This is a genomic window from Flavobacterium commune (genome assembly GCF_001857965.1).
Taxonomy (GTDB): domain Bacteria; phylum Bacteroidota; class Bacteroidia; order Flavobacteriales; family Flavobacteriaceae; genus Flavobacterium; species Flavobacterium commune.
Genome location: NZ_CP017774.1, coordinates 24,027 through 49,700, shown reverse-complemented (window position 1 = coordinate 49,700; position 25,674 = coordinate 24,027). Strand labels below are relative to the sequence as shown.

The window sequence follows — 25,674 nt, the reverse complement described above, 5'->3', positions numbered from 1 at the left end:
TATTTATCTCAGTATGTTAAGATATTTGCTCGACGCGAGCAGTTATGAGTTTTGAGTTATAAGTTAAGAGTTTAAAAACTGCAAACTATAAACTGTGAACTGGAAACTAACAACCTTAAGGTGGTTATTGCGGCGGGGCTCACCTCTTCCCATCCCGAACAGAGTAGTTAAGCCCGCCTGCGCAGATGGTACTGCAGTTTTGTGGGAGAGTATGTCGTCGCCTTTCTTTGAAAACCCTATCCTAATCAGATAGGGTTTTTTGTTTTTATACTGTCTCGTCCTGATACAGAATGTTGAAATTGAGAATTTCAAAATTAAAGGAGAAGTTATTCAAAAGGACAAAGACAATAATTATATTATAAAATATTTTGTCCAAAATATTAACCTTAAATAAGGTAAGAGTAAAATTTATCTAAACCATTACCAATTTTTATAAGCCAAGATTGCGTTTTCTTAAGCGCAATATTGGCTTTGTTTTTTATAATTATTGGTGAGTTTATTTCTGTTGTAAATGGTTTTAATTGAGTGTTTTACAGTGGAAAAATAAATTGTAAAATTTAACTGTGTTTTTAATGAAATAAATTTAAAAATGGGTGATAGTTTATGCAGAATGGTTGATAATTAGTATTCAGGGAGAATTCATGTAGGTATTTTTGATTGTAGATAAATAAAGAGAATTGAATTCTATTAATCAAATTAAAAGCCTATGGGGAAACAAAAAAAGATTAAGTGATATGTAATTCCTATTGATTGCATATCAAAATGGGATGATTAAAAACAAATTCAATTCAATCACAATGATTTGGAAAATAACCGAAACCACAAAAAAATAAATTATGAATTTATATTTAAAAACCAACCAATGAAAAATTCTAATCTAATAAATATTGACAAAAACTTTACTTTACCCCTGCCTGTTGAGATTGTCGCTACAGATGAAACAGCGAATGAAAAAATATATAATTTGTTCAATGCTATAGTCGTTATTCTGTTACTGTTTTTTCCTTTTATAAAAGCTGAGGCCCAAACAGGATTGATAAATGATGATTTTTCCACCGGAGCTACCTACAACTGGGTTGCAGCCACAGCAGGATCTACCGGGCAAATTGTAAATGGAAAATATAATGTGAACTTTCCGGCACCAGCAGGAGGAAAATACCGTGCAGACTTCAAAAAAAATGGAGGTATAACTTTTCATGCCGGAAGTTACCCTATTATTGCCATTAAGATTAATAAACCACCGCGTTGTAATTATTTCTTTGATACTAATTTAGGATCTTATAATGGTGTTAATAACAATGGGACTAAGATTATTACTGAAACCGGTAACGTTTTTTATTGGGATCTTTCAACCTGTAAATTGGGTAACACCACGATTTCAACTTCGCAGCCAACTACCTTGTCTTCATTTCAACTTAAAATTGCGGATATTGTCTTAACAGATGAAGAAATTGCTGCAAATAAAACTAATTATCAGGTGGACTGGGTCAAGAGTTTTACTTCGGTAGATGCACTCCGTGCTTTTTTAAATCCTTCTGGAACGACTAATCCTCAATTTGAATTCAGCGGTACTTTTGTTCATCCCGGTTTGCTTCATAATGCGGCTGACCTTAACAGGATTAAGGATTTAGTAGCTCAGCAGGCGGGTCGTCCGTACCAGAGTTTTCAGGCTTTGGTTGCTTCGGGTAAAGCCTCTGCTACTTATGTTGTGAAAGGTCCTTATACTGCGCTTACAAGAGACCCTTCTATCACAGTTGGTGGGGTAGCGGGAGGAACAGTTAAAAATAATGTAGAAAGCGATTTTCTGGCTGCCTATTACAATGCATTAATGTATAAAATTAATGGTAATGAGGCACATGCTTTAAAAGCCATTCAGATATTAGATGCTTATTCTGCTACCACAACATCAATCGTTGGTGGTGATGCTGAGCTGAATGGCTTGTACGGATTTATGTTTGTTAATGCGGCTGAGATCATGCGTTCTGTTTATCCATCATGGCCGGCAGCCAAAGTTTTGCAGTGTCAAAATATGCTGAAGTCTGTTTTTTATCCTGTAATAGGGAATTTTAGGCCTTGTGCTCATGGTAATTGGGACATCATTTGTATGAAAGCCTTAATGGGAATTGCCATTTTTACCGAAGATGTTACCATGTTCAATAAAACAATAAACTACTATTATTACGGAGAAGGTAATGGAAGTATTAAAAACTATGTACTTACCGATGAAGGTCAATTACAGGAAAGTAATCGAGACCAGCCTCATACGATGCTGGCTTTAGGTTCTCTTGCTGAATTGGCAGAAATGGCCTTAAAACAAGGTGTGGATTTATACTCTGCTAATAATAATGCCATTATGAGAGGTTACGAATATACTTCTCAATATAATTTAGGACAGGATGTTCCTTATCAAACCAGTTATGATTATTGCGAAAAAAATTACCAGGACTATACTCCAACCGCTATTTCTGCAAATGGTCGTGGTCAGTTAAGATCTGTGTTTGAAATTGCTTATAATCATTATGTGTATCGAAAAGGTTTGACTATGCCTCAAACAATGGCTGTATTAGGAAGAATGGGAGCTGAAGGAGCTCCTGTTGGAGCGGATAACCCGGGTTATGGATCTTTATTGTTTTATTTGAATTCGTCCAATGATTATCCATTTGTAAATCAGGGATTAATTGATGATAATTTTACCACTTCAACAGGAACGTGGAAAGCGGTAACGACAGGATCAGTTGCTACTGCTGAAGACGGGCAATTAAAGATTACTACAGTAATTCAATCGAATGGAAAAGGAAGGGGAGATATGCAGAATAACATTACAACGGTTCATTCTGGTAATTATCCAATTTTAGCCATCAAGATGAAGAAACCTGTTAGTTGCAATTTTACTTTTGATACTAACTTAGGCAGCTATGGAAATGCTGCTAACAAATGGACTGGAAAAGTAGGAGAGGAGATTTATTATTATGATCTTTCTAAAACAGGTTTTGGTGCAACACCTACCATGTTGTCAGCTACTGCTGCTACTACATTTTCAACTTTTCAATTTAAAGTAGCCGATATTGCCTCTGGTGAAACAAGTTATACTGTTGATTGGGTTAAAACGGTTAAAACAGTAGCAGAGCTTACAGCCTTTGATCCTGCAACTGGTCTGATTAATGATAATTTTTCGACAACAACAGATGGATGGAACGTTGCTACCAGTGGTGCTAATTCCTTTGCCGATAACGGCCATTTACGAGTAGGTCTTGCCAAACAAACCAATGGATCTTATCGTGGAGATATCAAACGTACCGCTGGTGCAACATTGTATCCTGCCAATTATCCTATTGTAGCCATTAAATTGAAAAAGCCAATAGTTGCCAATATTATTTTAGATTCTAATTTAGGTTCTTTCGGTAATGGTAGTAACAAATGGACAGGCAAAGTGGGGAATGATATTTATTACTTTGATCTTTCTAAAACGGGTTTTGGTTTAAGTGGTATATTAACTACTCCAACCGCTTTAACAACTTTTCAATTTAAAATAGCTGATATTACATCAGGCGAAACGGATTATCAGGTGGATTGGGTTAAATCCGTGAAAACTGTGGCAGAGTTGCAGGCTTTGGTTGCTCCGGCTTATCAAACAATAACTTTTGCTGCTATAGACGTTATGAAAGTGGGAATGGCCGATTTTGGCTCAGCTGTATCCAGCTCAGGACTACCAGTAACTTTGTTAAGTTCTAATTCAGATGTAGCAACTATAGTAAATGGAAAAATACATATTGTAGGATCGGGAACTTCCGAGATCTCAGCTACCCAAGCCGGAGATGCTAATTATTATGCTGCCGATGTAGTGAAACGAAATCTTGTTGTGGTTAAAAACGATCAGAATATTACGTTTAATAGCTTATCTGCAAAAACAATAGGGGATGCAGATTTTGATGGTGGTGCTATTGCAAGTTCAGGATTATTAGTAGATTATACAAGTTCTAATCCGGCTGTAGCAACTATTGTTGATGGAAAAATACATCTTGTTGGAGTTGGAACAGCAACAATTACAGCTTCACAGACAGGAAATGAAATCTACAATGCTGCAATTTCAGTTACACAACCGCTAACTGTAAATAAGACATTTTATGTAGATGCAGATAAGGATGGTTTTGGATCAACTATAACTGCTTTGCTTGCTGTTAATGATGCTCCTGAAGGATATGCTACTAACAATACCGACTGTAATGATAACGATGCGACTGTTCATCAGCCAATTCAATATTATGTAGATGCTGATAAGGATGGATTTGGTTCAACTACAACGGTAATGTTATGTTCATCAATAGCACCTGAAGGATATGCAATTAATAATACTGATTGTGATGATACTAAAATATTGTATGCTGATGATGATGGTGACGGACTCGGAGCTGGATTTCCAACTGCTTGCGGTGTAGAAAACAATAATGACTGTGATGACACTAATCCGGTTCAATTGACCGCAACGATTCCTGATGTGTATGCGCTTAATTCGGCGGTAGATGAGAAGAATACTATTTATATTGGTTATGGAACCCCGTCGCTTACTATTGCTGCAACTCCATCCGGAGGTACAGCACCTTATACATATCAATGGAATGTAAGTACAAACCAAAACAAGCAAAGTGTTTCAGTGTCAGCAGCAGGAACTTATACTGTGATTGTAACGGACGCTAAAGGTTGTCAAACAACAGCTTCTATTGTTATTAAAACCATCAATGTACAATGTGGCAATTCGGGCGACAAAGTGATGGTTTGCCATAATAACCAAGCAATTTGTGTGAGTTCAAGTTCAGTTCAGGCACATTTGAATCACGGAGATAAGTTAGGTTCATGCACAGTTGCCGGTAAACAAACCAGTAAAAATTTAATTACTGATGAAGATATAACAGAAGCTGTTGTAGTTTACCCTAATCCTGTTAGTAGTGATTTGAATATAAAAGTAAACGAAGTGCATACTGCTGCAAAATTAGAGTTGTTTAATGCCTTAGGAATTAAGCTTCGTTCTCAAGCTTTGATAAATACTTTGGAAGTGATGCCTTTGGAAGGATTAGCTACGGGAATTTATTCATTGTATATTACAAATGGAACTGAAATTACCGTGAAGAAAATTATTAAAGAATAACGTTATTTATTAAGTTATAAGCCGGCTACTTTTTTACAGAGTAGCCGGCTTTATTATTTATAGAAATTGATTTTTTAAAATAATGATTTGTTGAATTTTGTTAAGATTATGTATTTAATATAAAAAGGCAACAAAACAGAGGGTTTTCGATTGTTTATGGTTTATAATTTATAGAAAATGAACCATAATTTATCTTTAAAAACAGAGATTCTTAGTAATATTGAAAAACGGTTCAAGCTGTTTTATCCTATTCTAAAGACGGTGTATGCAGAGTGAATTTATAATAGAAATACAGGTTTGGTTGACTTGTAATTAGTGTGTTTATGATGTCAAAAACAGTTGCTGAATTGGTTACTCAGTAACTGTTTTTTAGAATTAAATAAGAACACAAATTGAAACTTAGATAAATGATTCTTGTATTTTTAGAACGAATTTAAACGTTTCAAAAATAGGGATGAAACAATACAAATTTTGGTTAGTTTGTAATTAGTTTGATTACTGTAGTATAGTTGCCAAAAATTACTTTGGCAACTAGTAATCAAAATTTCTGTAACTTGATAAAATAAAAAGAAATTAATATGCAAAATAAAATTCTGGTACTTCTTTTTCTATTGCTTTCAATAAGTAATGTGAAATCTCAAAATCTGCCTGTACCTCAAAATGTTGGGACACAACATCCGCGTGTTTTTGGGAAAGAGATGTCTTTGAACCAGGTGAAAGAATTGGTGCAAAAAGAAGATTGGGCTGCAGCTATTATCACAAAAACCAAAAATAATTTAGCTCCATATATCACTCATTACAAAACAGATAAAAGCTGGTTAGTTTCCCGACTTCAGATGTATTGGAAAACCAAAGCCACTCAGGTTTATATTAAAGGAGGAACTTATGATCATGCCGATGGAGAAGCGCCGGTAGCGACTGTAAAATATCCGGGAACCCGCAATCATACTACAGATTATTTAACGCCAAAGATTGAAGATATTTTACCGTATATGGATGATCCCCGCGGTTTGTATTTACAACATCGTAATCGTCCTGCGCAATGGGAATGGACGGGGATTTCAAAATCGGGTAAAATTGTAGAAAATATCAATCGTCAAATAATTAGTATTGCCAGAAATGCTGCATTTATGTATTGGTTTACTGGCGAACAAGTGTATGGTGATTTGGCTTATTCGGTTTTGGATACTTATTTGGAGGGGATTTATTACCGTAAAGAACCAATCGATTTGAGTCATGGTCATCATCAAACTTTAGTGGGTTACACTTCTTTTGAAGTTATTCAGGAACATATTTTGAATGAAATAAGTCAGGGGTACGATTTTCTTTATGGGTATATCGAAAAACAGCATCCTGAAAGATTGGATTTGTATGCTCAAACTTTACAAAAATGGGCCGATTTAATCATCAAGAACGGGGTGAGTTTTAATAATTGGAATTTATTGGAGGCGGCTCATATTTCCCATATAGCATTAGTTTTAGAAAATAATTCGGCTTATAAAAACGCTAAGGGAGCTCAATATTATTTAGATCAAATCATGAATCAAACTTCTACCAGACAATGGTCGATGAATAAATTAATTGATTATGGTTATGATAAAAAAACAGGAGTATGGAATGAAAGTCCGGGTTATTCTCTGAATGTTTTGAGCGATTTTATTTCATTCGCTGAGTTTTACGACCGTAATTTTGATATCGATTTGTTAAAAGAAATGCCAATATTGAAACAAGCAGTAAAGTCAAGTGCTCAATATTTGTATCCTAATAAATACATGGTTTCTTTTGGTGATGGGCATTATAATAAATTGCGCAACGAACCTATCCTTTATATAATTGAAAATGCCCAAAAATATGGAAAGAAAGAGGACGAGGATTATTTTACCAGAATGTACAAGACCATTTATACTAATGATGCAACTGAAAGTAAATTTATAGGTAAAAATATCCAGGATCTTTTTGCAGAGAATGCATTGAAATTTGATAAAAACAGTGTTGCCGGAAAATTAACAGATTATACGAATCCGTTGTTCCATGTACCTCATAACAGTTGGTTGGTACAGCGTCAGGGCGAAGGAGATTCGGCTTTAATGATTAGTCAAATAGGTTCATTAGGGAATCACATGCACTCTAACGGAATTGCAATGGAATTATATGGGAAAGGATTACCATTAGCTCCAGAAATGGGGCATGGTTCCAGTTATTTCTCGATAGAATATGCCGAATATTATACACAGTTCCCGGCTCATAACACCGTAATTGTAAACGGAAAATCCAAATATCCGGAGATGAAAAGTAACCATGCTTTTAATTTAAATGCGGCTTATCCTAAAAGTGGAGTGAATGAAGGATTTGTTTCTGGAATCACTTTTTCGGATGTTTCTTTTTTAGAACCGGAAACCAATAGTAATCAGCGTAGAGTAATGGGAATTGTGAAAAATAATAATGATGAGGGATATTATATAGACATTTTTCGTTCTACGCAAAGTAAAGGGGATAATGTAAAAAATGAATATTTCTATCATAATCTGGGGCAAAATTTAGAATTGACAAGATCAGATGCAACTCCATTAGATTTAAAACCTACTACAAAATTAGCCTTTGGTGATGGCGATTTGATGGCTTACGATTATATGTGGGATAAAAAATCGATTGAAACCAGTCAGGATTTTAAAGGGAAATTTAATCTGGCCTTAAAAGACAAAACTGTAAATATGAACCTGTGGATGCAGGGGCAGGCAGATAGAGAAGTTTTCTCGGTTCTTTCACCAAAATCAACTGCTTTAAGTCATGGTTTATTGCCGGATGAGATTAACAATAGTCCAATACCAACCTTGGTTGTAAGACAAAACGGAGAAGCCTGGAACAGACCATTTGTGGCTATTTATGAACCTGCATTGAACAATGAAACGAATATCCAATCGGTGGATTATTTCGGAAAAAATGAATTTGTAGGGATTCATGTGAGCAATAAATCGGGCAAAGAAGATTTTATTTTTTCGAATACTAATGCTGATACAAAATTAATAGAACAACAATTTTCGGTAACGGGAACTTATGCTGTCATCAGTAAAAAAGCGGCTGATTTCACACTCTTCTTAGGTAATGGAAAAAATATTTCAAATGGAAATTATACCATTGCTTTAGGAAACGAAATTGCTTCAGCAGTATTAAAAAGCGAAAATGGAACAATCTCTTTTAGTGCCGATACTGCATCGGTATTGACAGTTTTAGTTGAAGAAAAAATCAAGAACGCTACTTTAACGGATGACAAAGGAATCATCTATAAAGGAAATTACAATAAGAAAGAAAAAACGCTAAGTTTTAAATTGCCGGCAATGAGCTATCAAACGATTAAAATAGCCGTGGAATAATGAAGGTGTTTGTTAATACATATTTCAGATTTTATGTAATTCTGATATTGTGTGGGTTGACAATGGGGTGTAGTAATTTATCCAAACAAACTCAGCAACGCAAAAAGAATAGCGGATATGATTTTTCAGATGTTGAGCATAAAATTCAAACTTGGGTGGACAGCAGTTATTACTCTGGGGCATCAATTATAATTGTGAAAAATGATACTGTCGTTTATGAAAATATTTTTGGAAATTATAATAAAGATACCCAGGTGTTTATTGCCTCAGCAGGCAAATGGTTAGCTGCTGCTACGATAGCTTCAGTTGTTGAAAAAACAAGTCTTTCTTGGGATGATAAAGTGAAAAAATGGCTACCGGAATTTAAGGATGTAAAAGGAGAAGCCACTTTAAGACAGCTTTTTTCGCATACTTCCGGTTTTCCGGATTATCAACCTAAAGATTCGGTTACAGACAATTACCAAACATTGGAAGAATCGGTAAAACACATCGTTAATTTACCGGCCGATGCACAACCAGGAACTTCTTTTCATTATGGAGGATTAGCAATGCAGGTAGCCGGAAGAATGGCTGAATTGGCAACTGGGAAAGATTTTGAAACTATTTTTCAGGAGAATATTGCTATGCCGTTGGGAATGAAAAACACCCATTTTGTGCCAGTGGATAATAGTGGCGGACATAGTCCCATGCTTGGAGGTGGTGCCAAAAGTACGCTTTATGATTATGCTCATTTTTTGGAAATGATTAGTCATGATGGGAATTATAAAGGGAAACAAATTTTAAAAAAAGAGTCAGTAGCAGCAATGCAAACAGACCAAGTGGGAAATGCCAAAATTGTTGATCCTGAATATGCAAAAAAGGTACGAGCCGAAAACCATAATGGTGTTTATGGACTCGGTGAATGGAGAGAAGAATTGGACGCAATAGGCAATGCAGTATTAATTAGTAGTCCAAGTTGGGCGGGTGCTTATCCCTGGATTGATAAAACAACCAATACCTATGGCTTTTTTTTGACTCATGTAAATGTAGAAAATGCTAATAAAGCCGGTTTTTCATCTTTCTATAACAGTCCAGTTTTGCCGATAATGGTTCGGGATGTGTATAAAAATAAGGCTTTGCCTAAGGAGGTAAAGACTGGCTTTATAAATGTTGGAGGTGCAAAATTGTATTATGAGGAATTGGGAAAAGGAGAGCCCCTAATTTTTATTCATGGTCATTCTTTCGATCATAGTGAATGGGATCCTCAGTTTTTTGAATTTGCAAAAAAGTACAGGGTTATCCGATATGACTGCAGAGGCTATGGTTATTCGGATAAACCCAAAGAAAATTTAGCTTTTTTGCATGCTGATGATCTTTTAAAGTTAATGAACAAGCTTAAAATTAAAAGAGCACATTTGGTCGGACTGTCGATGGGAGGTTTTATCGCTACAGATTTTCTGGCTTTACATCAAAACCGACTTTTATCAGTAACAGCAGCTAGTGGTGATATTTTTCCGGTTTCCGGACCATCTGAACCTTGGACAAAAGAACAATTGGCTGTTCGAAGAGCAGAAATAGAAAAAGTAAAGCAAAAAGGAACTATGAATCAAAAATGGAATTGGTTAAATGCTTTGATGCGTAACGGAGGAACTAATTTAGAAGGAATAAGAAGAGTTGTCTGGGATATGATTTATAAATGGGATCAATGGCAACCACTTCATGCAGAACCTCGTTTGGTTTTAGGGAACGATGCAGTTTCTATTTTAAAGAAACAAAAAATAACCGTTCCGGTAATGGTTCTAACAGCTGAAGCCGATAAAAATCGTGTCAATCAATTATTGGCTTGTGTCCCAACTGCTGTACAAGTTTTGGTTCCAAATGCGGGTCATGTTAGCAATCTTGAAAATCCGGTTGATTTTAATCGATTGGTTATAGAATTTTTAAAAAACAAATAAAAGAAACAATGGTATTTAAAGAAAAATTTTGGTCACTAATTACAATGCTACTATTTGTATTTTGTGGAACATTTAAAATGTCAGCTCAGGAATTAGTGGTTTATAAAACAACTGAGGATATTTTAAAAAGCATGCACAATGATGATTTTTCAGTAAAAGTAAGAAAGCCGGGTGGAGAATGGAAAGACTTATTTGAGTATGGTGTAAAAGTGGATCAGGTATTAGGAACTGGACATTCGGTACAAAAAGCTTCGATGGCTTCTTTTGATTTTTCAGGAACTGTGGAAGTTTCGGTGACTTCGAATAAAGGGGCAATAAACAAAGCCAGAATAAGACCCTTGTCTTATGGGATAGAACCAAAAATAAATGGGAACACCTTGAGTTTTTCGTTATCCAATCCTGCAAATTTATCAGTAGAAATCAACGATGATATTTTTCATAACCTTCATTTATTTGCGAACCCAATTGAAAAAAATACTCCTAAGCCAAAAGATCGCAATGTGATTTATTTTGGCCCCGGAATTCATGAAATACCCAATCAAAAATTAAAAGTAGCTTCTAATAAAACCATCTATTTGGCTGGTGGAGCTGTTTTGAAAGGACAAATTGCATTAGATAGTGTTTCCAATGTAAATATATTAGGCAGAGGAATGGTGGATCAGGAAATCAGACTTGGAATACATATAGCCAATTCTAAAAATGTGAATGTTGAAGGCGTTTTTGCTTCACAGTGTTTAGCCGGCGGATCTGACGGCGTAAAAATCAACAATGTTAAAACCATTAGTTTTTTTGGCTGGGGTGACGGCATGAATGTAATGGCAAGTAACAATGTTTTTTATGATAGTGTTTTTATCCGCTCTTCTGATGACTGTACCACGGTGTATGGGACTCGAAAAGGATTTTTAGGTGGGTGTAGGAATATTGCAATGCAAAATTCAACACTTTGGGCAGATGTTGGGCATCCTATTTTGATAGGTACACATGGAAATAGTGAAAAACCGGATGTTCTTGAAAATTTGAAATATACTAACATTGATATTTTAGATCAAAAAGAGATGCAGGTGGATTATCAGGGCTGTCTGGGCATTAATGTGGGAGATAATAATCTGGCTAAAAATGTACTCTTTGAAAATATAAGGGTAGAAGATTTCAGGGAAGGGCAATTGCTTAACTTGAGAGTATATTATAATACTAAATATTGTACTGCACCGGGTTTAGGTATCGAAGACGTGGTTTTTCGTAATGTAAAGTACAATGGTAAAAATGCCAACTTATCTATAATAGCAGGCTATAATGAACAAAGGAAAATTAAGAATGTAAGCTTTGAAAACCTGATGATAAATGGCGTTTTGATACATGATGAAATGAATGGAAAACCCAAATGGTATAAAACGGCAGACATGGCTCGATTCTTTGTCGGAGAACATGTAGAGGGCGTTTCTTTTAAAATTAAATAAGACACCCCAGTCTTCGACCACCCCTCTAAAAGAGGGGAATGGCGCTCGGAATTCCCCTCCTTTGGAGGGGTGCCCAACGGGCAGGGTGGTTATAAAGACATTTATATAATGCGCTACGGATATAAATAAAATTTACATATATGAAATAGCCATGATTTAATTATCACAAACATGAATAATGGCTATACCATATTCCTTTAAAAAATAAATATTATCTAAATATGAAAAAAATACGTTCCAAATTAAGTGTTATTCTAGGCAGTTTTTTTGTTCTGGGATATGCGTCAGGTTGTTCTGTAAAAAACAAATTTAAGGGAATTAATATTGAGGTGAAAAATAATCTGGATTTCAACCGTAAGGAAATTGTGGGTATTCCAAGCGGTAAATTAGCGGGTTTATTAAAAAATACTTCAGAGAAAAATGTTCGTATTAAAATTCAGGGAGCTAAAGACTATTTAAGAACCCAATGGATTGATTATAATAACGATGGAGTAGGAGATGAATTGCTTTTTGAAGTAGACATTAAAGCCAATAGTGTAGTAAATTATTCGATAGTTTCTGATACCGCGAAAGTTCCTGAAAGTAAGGCAACAACTTATTCCCGTTTTGTTCCGGAGCGTATTGATGATTATGCCTGGGAGAACAACAAAGTAGCTTTTAGGGCTTATGGTCCTACAGCGCAGCAATTGGTAGAGCAACACAAAGAAGGTGGTACACTTTCCAGTGGTATTGATCTTTGGCTTAAAAAAGTAGACTATTCTATTATTGATAGTTGGTATAAAAAAAATGTAGAAAGTTCGGGATACTACCACATCGAACACGGTGAGGGCTATGATCCCTATCATGTAGGAGCCAGCCGGGGTACCGGTGGAGCAGGAATTTGGGAAAATGACAGTTTACAGGTAGCTAAAAATTATATCAGTTATAAAACAATTGCAACAGGACCACTACGTACGGTTTTTGAATTGACTTATGCACCCTGGAGTAGTTATGGAGTTCAGGAAACCAAAAGGATTTCATTGGATTTGGATTCCAATTTTTCAAAATTTGAAATTAGCCTTCGTTCAGATAAAAAGATACCAAATTATACGCTGGGGATTACGCTGCATGAAAAGAAAGGCGAAGTCAATATCAACAAAATTAACGGATGGTTTCGTCATTGGGAACCCATAGATAGTTCTTTTGTAGGCGAAGGTATCGTTGTTAATCCTGAAGTGGTAAACAAAGCTTTTGCTAATGATTCTAAAACGCCAGACCAAAGTAATTTGTTGATAGTCACTAATCCTGCAGCTAAACTGACTTATTATGCCGGTTTTGCATGGACAGGAAGCGGACAGCTTTCAGATGTTACCCAATGGGATGAAATCCTTGCCAAGCAGGCAAAAATTATTGCGAATCCTTTAGAAGTGATTGTTAAATAATATCAATTCCAATTTAAGAACGTAATCTAATGATCTCTAGAATTCAAAATGTAATTTATATTGTAATGGCTTTTTTTGCTTTATATTCTTGTAAGTCAGGAAGTGAAAAACAGTCTGGGAATCAATATAATTCTCAAAACTATATTTCCAAAGTTTGGCAGTCAGACCGTGGTGATGGGACTTATACAAATCCTATTTTGTATGCCGATTATTCCGATCCCGATGTGATTCACGTAGGGAATGACTATTATATGACCGCCAGTAGTTTCAATTGTACTCCGGGGTTACCCATTTTGCATTCTAAAGATTTGGTGAATTGGCAGATTATCAATTATGCTTTGGACAAACAAATTCCTGAAGCAGTGTTTGATATTCCGCAACACAGTAAAGGAGTTTGGGCGCCGGCTATACGTTTTCATAAAGGTGAATTTTATATTTATTGGGGCGATCCTGATTTTGGGGTTTACATGATTAAAACCAAAGCTATTTATGGTAAATGGTCAAAACCAGTATTGGTAATGGCTGGAAAGGGAATCATTGATCCCTGCCCGTTTTGGGAGGGAGAAAATGCCTATTTGGTTCATGCCTGGGCTGGAAGCCGGGCAGGGATTAACAGCGTGCTTACCATCAATAAAATGAATCCTGAAGGGACAGCAGTGCTGGATGAAGGGCAAAATGTTTTTGATGCACACGATAAGCATCATACCATGGAAGGACCTAAATTGTATAAAAAAGATGGCTATTATTACATTTTTGCTCCTGCTGGCGGAGTGGAAACAGGATGGCAGGTAGTTATGCGTTCCAAAAATATATACGGCCCGTATGAAGATAAAGTTGTTTTGGAACAAGGCAGTACTGTTATCAATGGTCCACATCAGGGAGCCTGGATCGAGACTTCGGATAATAATTCATGGTTTATTCATTTTCAGGATCAAGGAGTTTACGGTCGGGTATTGCTTTTGCAGCCTGTGCAGTGGAAAGATAATTGGCCTCTAATAGGGAAAGATTTAGACGGTAATGGAGTAGGTGAGCCAATACTTTCTGGTGCAAAACCCGTAATAGGGAAAAATTTACCGATAATGCATCCGGTGGAAAGTGACGAATTTACAAACGGAAAACCGGGTTTACAATGGCAATGGTATGCTAATTCTTCTGTAAAATGGAGTGCCCAAATCCCGGGAACAGATTATTTGAGACTTTTTGCCATCAGTCAGAAAGAAGAACCTAATCTTTGGAATGTTCCCAATTTATTATTGCAAAAATTACCGGCACCAAATTTTACCGCTACAACTAAAGTAAAATTGACAACCGAATGGCAAACTTCAGACAAGAAAGCAGGCTTGTTGTTAATGGGAAAAACCTATACTTATTTGGCAATTGCTTTTCATGACAGCCAATATTGGGTACAACAAATAAGTTGTGCCAATGCTAATGAAGGAACAGCGGAAAAAATAATAGCTGAAAAAGCTTTGGTTTCAAACGAAGTGCAGCTGAGTATGAAAATTATGGCTCCTAATGCCAGTTGCCGATTCAGTTACAGTGAAAACGGAACTGATTTTTTCGAAATAGGAGAAGAAGCTAAAGCCGAAAAAGATTTATGGATTTCGGCCAAAATAGGAATTTTTGCCATCAGTGAGCCCAATGTTAGAATGGGAGGTTATGCTGATTTTGACTGGTTTAGAATAACGAAATAAAAAACAAAAATGAAGACAAACAAATTTTATCACTTACTGGGATTATTCCTTTGTACGTTAGCTACTCAGGCGCAATTTATTCTTGAGGAAACTGTTCAAAAATTGAAGTCTCCGGATGGGGCTTACGAGTTTACTTTTTATCAAAAAAAGGATAATTCTAATGATAAACAAATGTACTATACGCTTTCTTACAAAGGAAAATCGGTTGTATTGGAATCAGAATTGGGTGTTTTGATAGAAAATCAGACTTTCGAATCAGCTCTGGCAATCCCTAATGATAGCTGTAAGGTTTGGGGAGAGAATTTGAATTTTATCGATGCTAAACGAAATACTATTAATGAAAGCTGGAAGCCGGTTTATGGTGAAAATTCGACTATTCGAAATAATTACAATGAGATGACCATCTCGTTTCGAAAAGGAGAAACTGTAAAGCAAGTTTCAACAGATGGCTACGACAAGAATAAAAGTTATTTTATGAACGTGATTGTTTGTGCTTACAATGAAGGAGTTGCTGTTCGATACCATTTTCCGGAACCAACGAATGGTTTGTTTCTTCATATTATAGGGGAACAAACGCAGTTTACCATGCCCGAAGGGACTTTGGCTTATTATGAACCTTGGGCACAGGGACCAATTTCATTACTTCCTTTAAAAGATTGGAAAGGGCAAAGTGAGCGTCCACTAACAATGAAATTAACCAATGGTTTGACAGTAGCTATTGCTGAAGCACAAATGACCGACTATGCCCGTATGAAATTCAGTCTCAATGCTGTAAAACCCAATACACTTCAGGCAACGCTTTACGGTAGTGTAGATGTGATTCCGGCTTATTTTACGCCTTGGCGTGTGATTATGGCTGCTGATAAAGGAACTGATTTAATCCTAAATAAAGATATTATTCTGAATTTGAATCCCGAAAATCAAATGAAGGATGTTTCGTGGATTAAGCCGGGAAAAGCAATTCGGGTGGCCAAATTGACGCAGGCAGATGCCAAAAAATGTGTTGATTTTGCTGCTGAACGCGGTTTGCAATACATTCATCTTGATGCAGGCTGGTATGGACCTGAAATGAAAATGAGTTCTGATGCTACTAAGGTTTCAGAAACAAAAGATATCAATATAGCTGAACTATCGGCTTATGCGGCTTCAAAAGGCATTGGGCTTTGGGTGTATGTAAACCAACGTGCTTTGATACAACAATTGGATTCCATTTTGCCTTTGTATAAAAAATGGGAGATTAAAGGAATTAAATTTGGTTTTGTGCAGGTAGGAAATCAACGCTGGTCGACCTGGTTGCATGAGGCGGTTAAAAAATGTGCAGAATATAATTTGATGGTGGATATTCATGATGAGTATCGCCCAACTGGTTTTAGCCGTACTTATCCTAATTTGATGACGCAGGAAGGAATTCGTGGCAACGAAGAAATGCCTGATGCCGATCATAATGCTATTTTACCTTTTACGCGTTTTTTGGCCGGAGCTGCCGATTATACCATTGCTTATTATAATAATCGTATTCAAAATACGCATGCGCATCAATTGGCTTTGTCGGTGGTTTATTATAGTCCAATTCAGTTTTTGTATTGGTACGACCAACCGTCAGCTTATCAGGGAGAACCGGAAATCGAATTTTTTGATAAGGTTAAAACAGTTTGGGATGAAACAAAAGTACTTAATGGAGAAGTGGGAGAATATGCAACTGTAGCACGTAGAAGTGGTGCCGATTGGTTTGTGGGAGCGATTACCAATAAGCAAGCCCGAAAAGTAAGTATCCCAACCGCTTTTCTTGTAAAAGGGAAGAAATATATTGTGAAGTCTTTTCAAGATAATGATGCGATTCAAACCCGTACTAAGGTAGTGGCTTCAGAACAGAAAATAAAAGGAGGGGAAACATTGACTTTTGATTTAAAAGCCAGTGGTGGTGTAGCATTAATCATTTCTGAAGTCTCTAAAAAGTAGCTTAGTTTAAGATGAAAAAGATAAATTATATACTTCTTTGTTGTAGTTTTTTTTGTCTCAGCAGTTATGCTCAGGTTTGGCAATGGAGCGTAAAGTTGAATAATACGATTTCTCCGGAAACCAATGATAATCCGCAAGCTTTTTTGTGGGTGCCGGAAAATTGTAAGCAAATTAAAGGGGTAGTGTTTGGACAACACAACATGATAGAAGAAGGGATGCTAGAAAATTCCTATTTCAGAAAAGTAATGACTGAACTTGGTTTTGCTGAGGTTTGGGTAACTCCTGTAGTTAGTTGGACTTATGATACCAGCAAAAATGAAGAAAAGATCATTGATGCAATGTTCAAATCATTGGCTGAGGTTTCGGGTTATCAGGAGTTGGCTTACGCACCGGTTGTTCCTATTGGGCATTCGGCAATGGCGAGTTTTCCTTGGAATTTTGCGGCTTTTAATCCGGATAGAACCCTTGCCTTGGTTTCTGTACACGGAGATGCACCCCAAAGTAATTTGACAGGAAGTGGTAAACCCAATCCTGATTGGGGCAATCGAAATATTGACGGAATTCCGTCGTTGTTTGTAATGGGAGAGTACGAATGGTGGGAGAAAAGGATACAGCCTGCTTATGCTTATATTGCAAAACATCCTGAGAGTGTAATTACCCTATTTGCCGATGCAGGACATGGTCATTTTGATTATTCGGATGGAATGGTTAAATATGTTGCAGATTACATTCGTGAAGCTGCTAAAAGGCGACTTCCTGCTAAAATGCCTTTGGCAAATTATCCAAATCTTAAAAAAGTAAAACCGGATTCGGGTTGGTTAATGGATAAATGGAGAAAGGATTCGGTTCCAAAATTCAAGCCTGCCCCTTTTAACCAATTTGTTGGTGATAGAAATACAGCTTCCTGGGTTTTTGATGAAAAAACAGCAAATGCAACCGAAGTTTTTTATGCTCAGGCCCGTGGAAAGAAAAAACAACATTTTGGTTTTAAACAAAATGGAGAAATAGTAAAACCAGATAAAAGTCATGCTAATTTTCAGTTAGATTTTCAGCCATTAAGTGACGGAATAAGTTTTGTAGTAACGCCTTTTTCCTCGGATAGTTTAAGATTAAAACCAGTTAGTGATTTTGCCCAAACTAAACTTCTGATTGACCGGATTTGTGGTCCGGTGAAAAAAATAAACGATACCACTTTTCAAATTAGATTTGATAAACTGGGTTTCAATAATACAAAACGCAGTAATGATATTTGGCTTTTGGCTCACAATAATGGCGATGTCATTTATAAAAGCGCTGTCCAACAACTGCATTTGCGATTTCCTATCGTTAATAAAGAAGGAAAACCACAAACGATTGATTTTTCTCCAATAGCTAATGTAAAAGTAGGTGTAGAAACAATTGCATTGAATGCCCAATCGAGTGCAGGAACTAAAGTAAGCTATTATGTAAAAGAAGGTCCTGCTTATGTGGAAGACAATAAACTGCATTTTACTAAAATTCCACCGAAGGCAAAGTTTCCAATTAAAGTTACTGTCGTGGCATGGCAATATGGAATAGCGGGAACATTACAGTCAGCTCAGTCAGTCGAACAAAGTTTTTTTATTGTAAAATAACCCGATTCGAAATGATTTAAAGGAGCAGTTAATCTTAGTTAGATTAGCTGCTTTTTTTGTTTTTAGGGACAATATTCGTTCTGTTTTAAAAAGTCAATTAACGGTGTTATGAGTTCATTTTAAATGGAACTTTTTATTTAAAATTTCGATTCTGTTTTTCAGAATAAAAGGAGCTATAAAATAGGAGTGAAAATAATAGTTTTTACTCATGTATTTGATAGCCAAAAGATAAAAAATCTGTTAAGAGTAGCATTCCTTAGTTTTTTGTCTCATAAGAACTATAATTTATAGTGTTTGCATCATAATTTATCTATTAAGTTTTTAATTCTGACTAACATTGAATGTTTTTATGATGCTAATAAAACAGCGTATAAATCAAGGGAGAAAATCATTCGGCTGAATGAATTTTAGAGGGAGAAAATTTCGAATCAAAAATTAATAAATGTTACTATTTAGAGCTTAAAATTAGAACTAAAATAATTTAAAAAAATATATGAAATACGGTACAATTAAATGTTTAGTTCTTGTTGTTGGATTGTCAATAAATATGAATGGGCAATCGCACTATCCCGGACAACACGAGGGGAAATTAAAACTGGATGATACCAAAAATGCAAAGGTTTTGGGATTTAACCTCCAAGATGTAAAATTACTGGACAGCCCATTTAAGGATAATATGCTGCGCGAAAGTAAATGGATTTTGAGTATTGATGCCAAGCGATTGTTACACAGTTTTAAAACCAATGCAGGTGTATTTAGTGATTTGGAAGGAGGTTATTTTAAGGTTGATAAATTAGGCGGTTGGGAATCTTTGGATTGTGATCTTAGGGGGCATAGTACCGGGCATATCCTTTCCGGTTTGGCTTTATTATATGCTGCTACGGGAGAGAACAAGTATAAAATTAAGAGTGACAGCTTAGTTACAGGATTAGTTGAGGTACAAAAAGTGTTGAATCAAAAAGGTTATTTAAGTGCGTTTCCTCAAAACTTAATAGATCGAGCTATTGCAGGAAAAAGTGTTTGGGCGCCATGGTACACCCAGCACAAACTTTTTTCGGGTTTAATGGATCAATATCTTTATTGTGATAGTAAACCAGCATTGGAAATCGTTAAAGGAATGGCTGATTGGGCTTATGAAAAGCTGAAGCCTTTGACTGATGAAGAGCGTAAAAGAATGCTTAAAAATGAGTTTGGCGGAATGAATGACTCTTTTTATACTCTATATGAAATTACGGGAGACAATAAATATAAATTTCTTGCCGAATTTTTTTATCATGAAGAAGCACTGGATCCGCTTTTGAGTAAAGTAGACAATCTCAATAAAAAACACGCCAATACTTACATTCCTAAATTGATAGGGCTTTCCCGTAACTATGAACTAGAAGGGGGTGACAAAAATCGTGAGATTCCTGAATTCTTCTGGAATACGGTTGTTAATCATCACTCATTTATTACGGGTAGCAATAGTGATAAGGAGAAATTTTTTGAACCGGATCATCTTTCTGAACATCTAAGCGGTTATACGGGAGAGTCTTGTAATGTGTATAATATGTTAAAACTTACCCGCCATTTATATGGCTATAACCCACAAATAAAATATGTGGATTATTATGAAAAAGCACTTTACAATCACATCTTAGGGCAACAGGATCCTAAAACGGGAATGATTGCTTATTTCCTGCCTATGAAACCCGGTGCACATAAAGTTTACAGTACGCCCGAAAATTCATTTTGGTGTTGTGTGGGAAGTGGTTTTGAAAATCAGGCAAAATATGGGGAATTTATCTATTACCATGATAACAAAGGTTTGTATGTAAATCTTTTTATTCCGTCAGAATTGAACTGGAAGGAAAAAGGAATTGTCGTAAAACAGCAAACCAATTTTCCAAATTTAGGCAATACCCAACTCACTCTTAGTACTGCTAATCCGGTTAGTATGCCAATTAGTATTAGATATCCATCATGGGCAGCTAATGCTGAAGTGAAAATAAACGGAAAAAAGCAAACCATTAAAGCTAAGCCAGGGAATTATATAGTATTAGACCGTAAATGGGATAATGGAGATACAATTGAAATTTCATTTGATATGCAAATCAAAGTCAATCCAACATCTGATAATCCCAAAGTTGCGGCTGTAACCTATGGACCTATAGTGTTGGCTGGTGCAATGGGAACAGAAGGCATGCTTGAACCAGGACCTTATAGTAATCCAAAGCTATATAATGATTATTATACCTATGATTACCATGTTCCTGGAAGTGTTTCTAATCAGTTGAATCTGGATGGAAAAAAATTAGAAAAAAGCATTGTTAAGGAGAATGATAATGTTCTAAAGTTTAAAATAAAAGGAACAGCGAATACTTTGAAACCAATTTATGATATACACCGTGAAAGGTACATCGTTTATTGGAATTTAAATAAATAAGGATTTATATATAATTTACTATGAATATTAAACAACAAATTTTAGGTTCCATTGTTGCAACTTTAATGCTGGTGGGCTGTGGAAGTACTATTACTAATACTAAATTGGATGATAAATTGGATGTGGATGCACAATTAGCTTATTGTGTGAAACAATCGTCGAATGCCTTAAAATTAATACCCAATGATGGTTCGATTCCAAGGAGTATTCCATTTGAAAGTAAGCAATGGAAATTTGTAGATTATAAGGATTGGACAAGTGGTTTTTGGCCGGGTCAACTTTGGTATTTATATGAATCTACGGCGGACCATAAATGGGAAACCGCTGCAGATAAATTCACCAATTATTTAGCACCACTTGCTGTCACTCCTGCATTAGATCACGATTTAGGTTTTCAGGTTTTCAATAGTTATGGGAATGGTTATCGTTTGACAAAAAATCCGGAATACAAAAAAGTGATTTTAAAAACAGCCGATACTCTGGCTACACTTTTCAATCTAAAAGTGGGTACAATCTTGTCCTGGCCTCGTGAAGTCCCTAATATGGAATGGCCACAACATAATACGATCATGGACAACATGATTAATCTGGAACTATTGTTTTGGGCATCTAAAAATGGAGGTAGTAAATCATTGTATGATATGGCTGTTAGTCATGCTACAGTCACGATGAAGAATCATTTCAGACCTGATTATACTTCGTACCATGTAGTAGTTTATGATAAAGAAACAGGCAAAAAAATAAAGGGGGTAACACATCAGGGCTATAGTGATAGCAGTATGTGGGCTCGCGGTCAATCCTGGGCTATATACGGTTATACGATGGTTTACAGAGAAACAAAAGATCCTAAATTTTTAGATTTTGCGCATAAGGTTAGCCGTGTTTATTTAGACCGATTGCCAAAGGATTTGATTCCGTATTGGGATTTTGATGATCCAGCGATACCAAATGCGCCCAGAGATGCTTCGGCAGCTGCAGTTGTAGCTTCGGCTCTTTTGGAATTGTCAACTTATACCCAGGATAGCGTGTTGGCCAAAGAATATTTGGATAAGGCCGAAGGAATGTTAAAAGAGCTTTCGGATAATTATCAAAGTAAAAATACGAATACCGCACTTTTACTACATTCAACAGGACACAAACCTGCCGGTTCAGAAATTGATGCTTCCATCATTTATGGCGATTACTATTATGTAGAAGCTTTGTTAAGGTATAAAAAACTGAAAGCAGGTGAGAAACCATTATTGACTTATAAATTCAATTAGAAAGAATAAAAATTAACCAAACAAAAATTAAAATGAAAAACAAAAAAATAATATACTGGTCTATAGTTGTAGCATTGGCCGGATTTCTATTTGGTTTTGATACCGTAGTCATTTCGGGAGCCGACAAACAATTGCAGCAATTATGGGGATCTTCAGATTTGTACCATGGATTGGTGGTTATGTCTTCGGCACTTTGGGGAACAGTAATTGGAGCTGTTTTTGGAGCTATTCCTACCAATATTTTAGGAAGAAAGAAAACATTAGTATTAATAGGTGTTTTGTTCTTTCTTTCGGCTGTAGGAACTGCTTTTGCAAATGATGCTGTTGTTTTTTCAATTTTCCGATTTTTAGGAGGACTTGGAATTGGAGCTTCAACTATTGCAGCACCAACTTATGTTTCTGAGATTGCTCCGGCAAAAGACAGAGGGAAATTAGTTGCATTGTATCAGTTCAATATCGTATTTGGTATTTTGATAGCTTTTCTATCGAATTATTTATTACAGGATATTGGCGAGAATTCCTGGCGATGGATGTTAGGAGTACAATCTGCTCCGGCTTTAATATATACTTTATTGGTTTTCGGAATTCCGGAAAGTCCGCGTTGGATTTTTGAGTATAAAAAAGACCGTGAAAAAGCGATTGCTATTTTAAAACAAGTCAATTCAGATGAAGAAGTAGCATCAGAAATTGCAGCAATGGAAAATGAAAAACAGCATGAAGTACTCGATGAGTCTATTTTTATGAAAAAATATAGAAAGCCATTGTTATTAGCTTTCTTTATTGCCTTATTCAATCAGTTTTCAGGAATTAATGCTTTCTTATACTATGCGCCGCGTATTTTTGAATTGGCGGGTCTTGAAAAATCGGCTTCTTTTTTCAGTAGCATCGGGATTGGCGTAGTAAACCTAATTTTTACGCTGATTGGAATTTCATTGATTGACAAATATGGAAGAAAGACCCTGATGTATTTAGGTTCTGTTGGATATGTGATTTCTTTAGGATTAGTAACTATGGCTTTTTATTTTGAATGGAAAGGGATGGCTGTACCGTTATTTTTCTTTTTATTCATAGCATCACATGCTGTAGGTCAGGGGTCAGTAATTTGGGTATTTATTTCCGAATTATTTCCTAACAAACTCAGAGCAGCAGGAACTTCTTTTGGAACATCCGTTCATTGGGTTTTGGCAGCCTTGATTCCTTCTTTTATTCCGTTTTTGTTTAAAGAAATTGGAGCAACAACCGTTTTTAGTATTTTTTGTCTGATGATGGTTTGGCAATTGCTTTGGGTTTTCTTTAAAATGCCGGAAACCAAAGGAAGAACCCTGGAAGAATTATCAGAAAGTCTTTCGACACAAAGTGAATTAAATCGTAATCAAAATAATTTTAAAGTAGAACAAAATGAATTTATTTAACCTTGAAGGTAAAACAGCGTTAATAACAGGAGGAATTCACGGATTAGGAATGGCAATGGCTGAAGGATTAGCCAAAGCCGGAGCAGAATTAATCATTACCAATAATGTTCAGGAACCTTTGGATGTGGCTATTGAGCACTATAGAAAATCAGGTTTTACAGCTACAGGCTATGTTTTTGATGTAACTGATGAGGTAGAAGCCGAAAAGCAAGTGGCTGCCATGGTAGCCAATCATGGTAAAATTGATATTTTGGTTAACAATGCCGGAATTATTTTACGTGTTTTAGCTATCGATATGCCGGTTTCTGATTTCCGTAAAGTAATTGACGTAGATTTAGTGGGACCATTTATCATGTCTAAATTGGTTGCCAAAGGAATGATTGCGCGTCAGTCGGGTAAGATAATCAATATCTGTTCAATGATGAGTGAATTAGGTCGTGATAATGTGAGTGCTTATGCTTCGGCCAAAGGAGGATTAAAAATGCTAACCAGAAATTTAGCTACTGAATGGGCAAAACATAATATTCAGATAAATGCTATTGGACCAGGCTATTTTGCTACGTCACAAACAGCGCCAATTCGCGTGGATGGTCATCCGTTTAACGATTTTATCATTAGCAGGACACCAGCAGGACGTTGGGGAAATCCGGAAGATTTAGCCGGAACAGCAGTTTTCTTAGCATCTGAAGCCAGCAATTTTGTGAACGGTCAGGTAATTTATGTAGATGGAGGAATTTTGGCTACTATTGGAAAACCCTCTAACGAATAATAGTTGTTTTAAAGAAATTAAAAATGAATTTGAATATATCTAATACTATTGATAAAAAAGTAATTTTCGAACAGATTGCAGCAGAATTAAAGAAGCAGAATTTTACTATTGTTCAACAAGATGCAACAAGACCCTGGGGCGGTTTTTTCGTAATTGATGAAAATCAGGCAGCTGTTTTTGCCGCAAAATTTTTTCCTCATCTTGAAATGGATAAAATAAAGATAACAAATAAGCTAAGCCCTAAAATATTAGTTGTTGCTCCAGATAAGCGATTGTCATGGCAATATCATTTTCGCAGGGCTGAAATCTGGAAAATTGTAGCCGGTATTGTGGGTGTAAAAACAAGTTCAACAGATGAAGAAGGAGAAATTCAACAGCTTACCCCCGGAGATTTTATTCAAATGAATAAAGGAGAACGCCATCGTCTAATTGGTTTGGATTCATGGGGAGTTGTTGCTGAAATCTGGCAGCACACCGATCGAGAAAATCCTTCCGATGAAGAGGATATCGTTCGTTTACAGGATGATTTTGGGAGGTAGTAAATGGTGAAATAAGTTTAATTGAAATCAAATAAATGTCTAATCATTATTATAAGAGATCGTGAGTTATTAAATTTATAAAAAAGAATACAAGTTTTTTAATGAGCTTTGGTACGGCTTTTCCAATATTAATAAGACTTGCGTAAAAACCACCTTCGATAGGGTAGATTTAAGTCCAGTAGCTTGTTAGATATATATCTTTTAGTTTTGGAAAAGGAAAGTCTAATTCATCGTCTAAATAATCTTTATCGTAAAGAAAATCAATGATAGGTTGGTATTCTTTCTTGTCTTTAAACAAGTCTTTTAATTGATTTTTAAGGTAAATGAAATCAATAACTATATGTTTTACGGATACTTGAGTTTTCATAATTACTGTTTTAATGTAAAATTAGTAATTATTTTTCATGAAAATTGTGGGGATAATGTGAGGATATATTGTAAATAAAAAACCCTAACCAACTGATTTGTAGTTGTTAGGGTTTGATTCCGCGGAGAAAGAGGGATTCGAACAAAACAGTTACATCCCACTTTTATACTGCATTTCTAATATTTTTTTAATTGCTGTGCCACGGATGTGCCATAAAGATTTTCGCTATTTTTATAAATATTGAAAGTTCTAGGCTGGTTTAAATCCGCTTAAATTTAAGTTATAATTCTTAATTAATTCAAAGACAA

Annotated in this window: 14 protein-coding genes and 1 rRNA gene; 14 read left to right on the top strand and 1 reads right to left on the bottom strand. The window is 35.8% G+C overall.

Annotation, left to right across the window (positions count from 1 at the left end; genetic code table 11):
- Positions 1–116 precede the first annotated feature (116 nt).
- The 14 genes from rrf to BIW12_RS00100 all read left to right on the top strand — a co-directional run bounded on the left by rrf (position 117) and on the right by BIW12_RS00100 (position 24,999).
- A 5S ribosomal RNA gene (gene rrf, locus BIW12_RS00165) occupies positions 117–226 on the top strand.
- A 636-nt stretch (positions 227–862) separates the two neighbouring features.
- A complete protein-coding gene (locus BIW12_RS00160) occupies positions 863–5,143 on the top strand; it encodes a DUF4979 domain-containing protein (RefSeq protein WP_071183256.1) in 4,281 nt (1,426 codons plus the stop codon).
- 578 nt (positions 5,144–5,721) lie between these two features.
- Positions 5,722–8,514, top strand: coding sequence for a heparinase II/III domain-containing protein (locus BIW12_RS00155; RefSeq protein WP_071183255.1), 2,793 nt, complete (start codon positions 5,722–5,724; stop codon positions 8,512–8,514).
- A 62-nt stretch (positions 8,515–8,576) separates the two neighbouring features.
- Positions 8,577–10,448: an alpha/beta fold hydrolase gene (locus BIW12_RS00150; RefSeq protein WP_157499445.1), complete on the top strand. Its 1,872-nt coding sequence runs from the start codon at positions 8,577–8,579 to the stop codon at positions 10,446–10,448.
- Positions 10,449–10,492: 44 nt separating this feature from the next.
- A complete protein-coding gene (locus BIW12_RS00145; RefSeq protein ID WP_157499443.1) occupies positions 10,493–11,905 on the top strand; it encodes a glycosyl hydrolase family 28 protein in 1,413 nt (470 codons plus the stop codon).
- A gap of 221 nt (positions 11,906–12,126) precedes the next feature.
- Positions 12,127–13,326: a DUF4861 family protein gene (locus BIW12_RS00140; RefSeq protein ID WP_071183252.1), complete on the top strand. Its 1,200-nt coding sequence runs from the start codon at positions 12,127–12,129 to the stop codon at positions 13,324–13,326.
- A 29-nt stretch (positions 13,327–13,355) separates the two neighbouring features.
- Positions 13,356–15,020, top strand: coding sequence for a glycoside hydrolase family 43 protein (locus tag BIW12_RS00135; protein ID WP_071183251.1), 1,665 nt, complete (start codon positions 13,356–13,358; stop codon positions 15,018–15,020).
- Positions 15,021–15,029: 9 nt separating this feature from the next.
- Positions 15,030–16,979, top strand: a complete 1,950-nt coding sequence (locus tag BIW12_RS00130; RefSeq protein WP_071183250.1) for a glycoside hydrolase family 97 protein — start codon at positions 15,030–15,032, stop codon at positions 16,977–16,979.
- 11 nt (positions 16,980–16,990) lie between these two features.
- Complete coding sequence (locus BIW12_RS00125; protein WP_071183249.1) at positions 16,991–18,592, top strand: alpha/beta hydrolase family protein; 1,602 nt, start codon at positions 16,991–16,993, stop codon at positions 18,590–18,592.
- A 493-nt stretch (positions 18,593–19,085) separates the two neighbouring features.
- Entirely contained in the window at positions 19,086–21,017 is a 1,932-nt protein-coding gene (locus tag BIW12_RS00120; RefSeq protein WP_071183248.1) for a glycoside hydrolase family 127 protein, read from the top strand.
- 20 nt (positions 21,018–21,037) lie between these two features.
- Positions 21,038–22,279, top strand: a complete 1,242-nt coding sequence (locus tag BIW12_RS00115; RefSeq protein WP_071183247.1) for a glycoside hydrolase family 88 protein — start codon at positions 21,038–21,040, stop codon at positions 22,277–22,279.
- Between the two features lie 32 nt (positions 22,280–22,311).
- On the top strand, positions 22,312–23,691 hold the full coding sequence (locus BIW12_RS00110) for a sugar porter family MFS transporter (protein ID WP_071183246.1): 1,380 nt from the start codon (positions 22,312–22,314) through the stop codon (positions 23,689–23,691).
- A complete protein-coding gene (locus BIW12_RS00105; protein ID WP_071183245.1) occupies positions 23,678–24,460 on the top strand; it encodes a gluconate 5-dehydrogenase in 783 nt (260 codons plus the stop codon). The genes BIW12_RS00110 and BIW12_RS00105 overlap by 14 nt, the downstream gene beginning before the upstream one ends.
- Positions 24,461–24,483: 23 nt before the next feature.
- Positions 24,484–24,999, top strand: a complete 516-nt coding sequence (locus BIW12_RS00100) for a cupin domain-containing protein (protein ID WP_071183244.1) — start codon at positions 24,484–24,486, stop codon at positions 24,997–24,999.
- A gap of 169 nt (positions 25,000–25,168) precedes the next feature.
- On the opposite strand, the gene BIW12_RS00095 is transcribed toward BIW12_RS00100, so the two are convergent.
- Positions 25,169–25,366 (bottom strand): hypothetical protein, encoded by a 198-nt coding sequence (locus BIW12_RS00095; RefSeq protein ID WP_071183243.1) that lies wholly within the window; start codon positions 25,364–25,366, stop codon positions 25,169–25,171.
- Between the last annotated feature and the right edge of the window lie 308 nt (positions 25,367–25,674).

Excerpts from the sequence above, each read along its gene's own strand:
- BIW12_RS00160 (WP_071183256.1), top strand. The coding sequence starts at position 863 with ATGAAAAATTCTAATCTAATAAATATTGACAAAAACTTTACTTTACCC.
- BIW12_RS00155 (WP_071183255.1), top strand. The coding sequence starts at position 5,722 with ATGCAAAATAAAATTCTGGTACTTCTTTTTCTATTGCTTTCAATAAGT.
- BIW12_RS00150 (WP_157499445.1), top strand. The coding sequence starts at position 8,577 with ATGGGGTGTAGTAATTTATCCAAACAAACTCAGCAACGCAAAAAGAAT.
- BIW12_RS00145 (WP_157499443.1), top strand. The coding sequence starts at position 10,493 with ATGCTACTATTTGTATTTTGTGGAACATTTAAAATGTCAGCTCAGGAA.
- BIW12_RS00140 (WP_071183252.1), top strand. The coding sequence starts at position 12,127 with ATGAAAAAAATACGTTCCAAATTAAGTGTTATTCTAGGCAGTTTTTTT.
- BIW12_RS00135 (WP_071183251.1), top strand. The coding sequence starts at position 13,356 with ATGATCTCTAGAATTCAAAATGTAATTTATATTGTAATGGCTTTTTTT.
- BIW12_RS00130 (WP_071183250.1), top strand. The coding sequence starts at position 15,030 with ATGAAGACAAACAAATTTTATCACTTACTGGGATTATTCCTTTGTACG.
- BIW12_RS00125 (WP_071183249.1), top strand. The coding sequence starts at position 16,991 with ATGAAAAAGATAAATTATATACTTCTTTGTTGTAGTTTTTTTTGTCTC.
- BIW12_RS00120 (WP_071183248.1), top strand. The coding sequence starts at position 19,086 with ATGAAATACGGTACAATTAAATGTTTAGTTCTTGTTGTTGGATTGTCA.
- BIW12_RS00115 (WP_071183247.1), top strand. The coding sequence starts at position 21,038 with ATGAATATTAAACAACAAATTTTAGGTTCCATTGTTGCAACTTTAATG.
- BIW12_RS00110 (WP_071183246.1), top strand. The coding sequence starts at position 22,312 with ATGAAAAACAAAAAAATAATATACTGGTCTATAGTTGTAGCATTGGCC.
- BIW12_RS00105 (WP_071183245.1), top strand. The coding sequence starts at position 23,678 with ATGAATTTATTTAACCTTGAAGGTAAAACAGCGTTAATAACAGGAGGA.
- BIW12_RS00100 (WP_071183244.1), top strand. The coding sequence starts at position 24,484 with ATGAATTTGAATATATCTAATACTATTGATAAAAAAGTAATTTTCGAA.
- BIW12_RS00095 (WP_071183243.1), bottom strand. The coding sequence starts at position 25,366 with ATGAAAACTCAAGTATCCGTAAAACATATAGTTATTGATTTCATTTAC.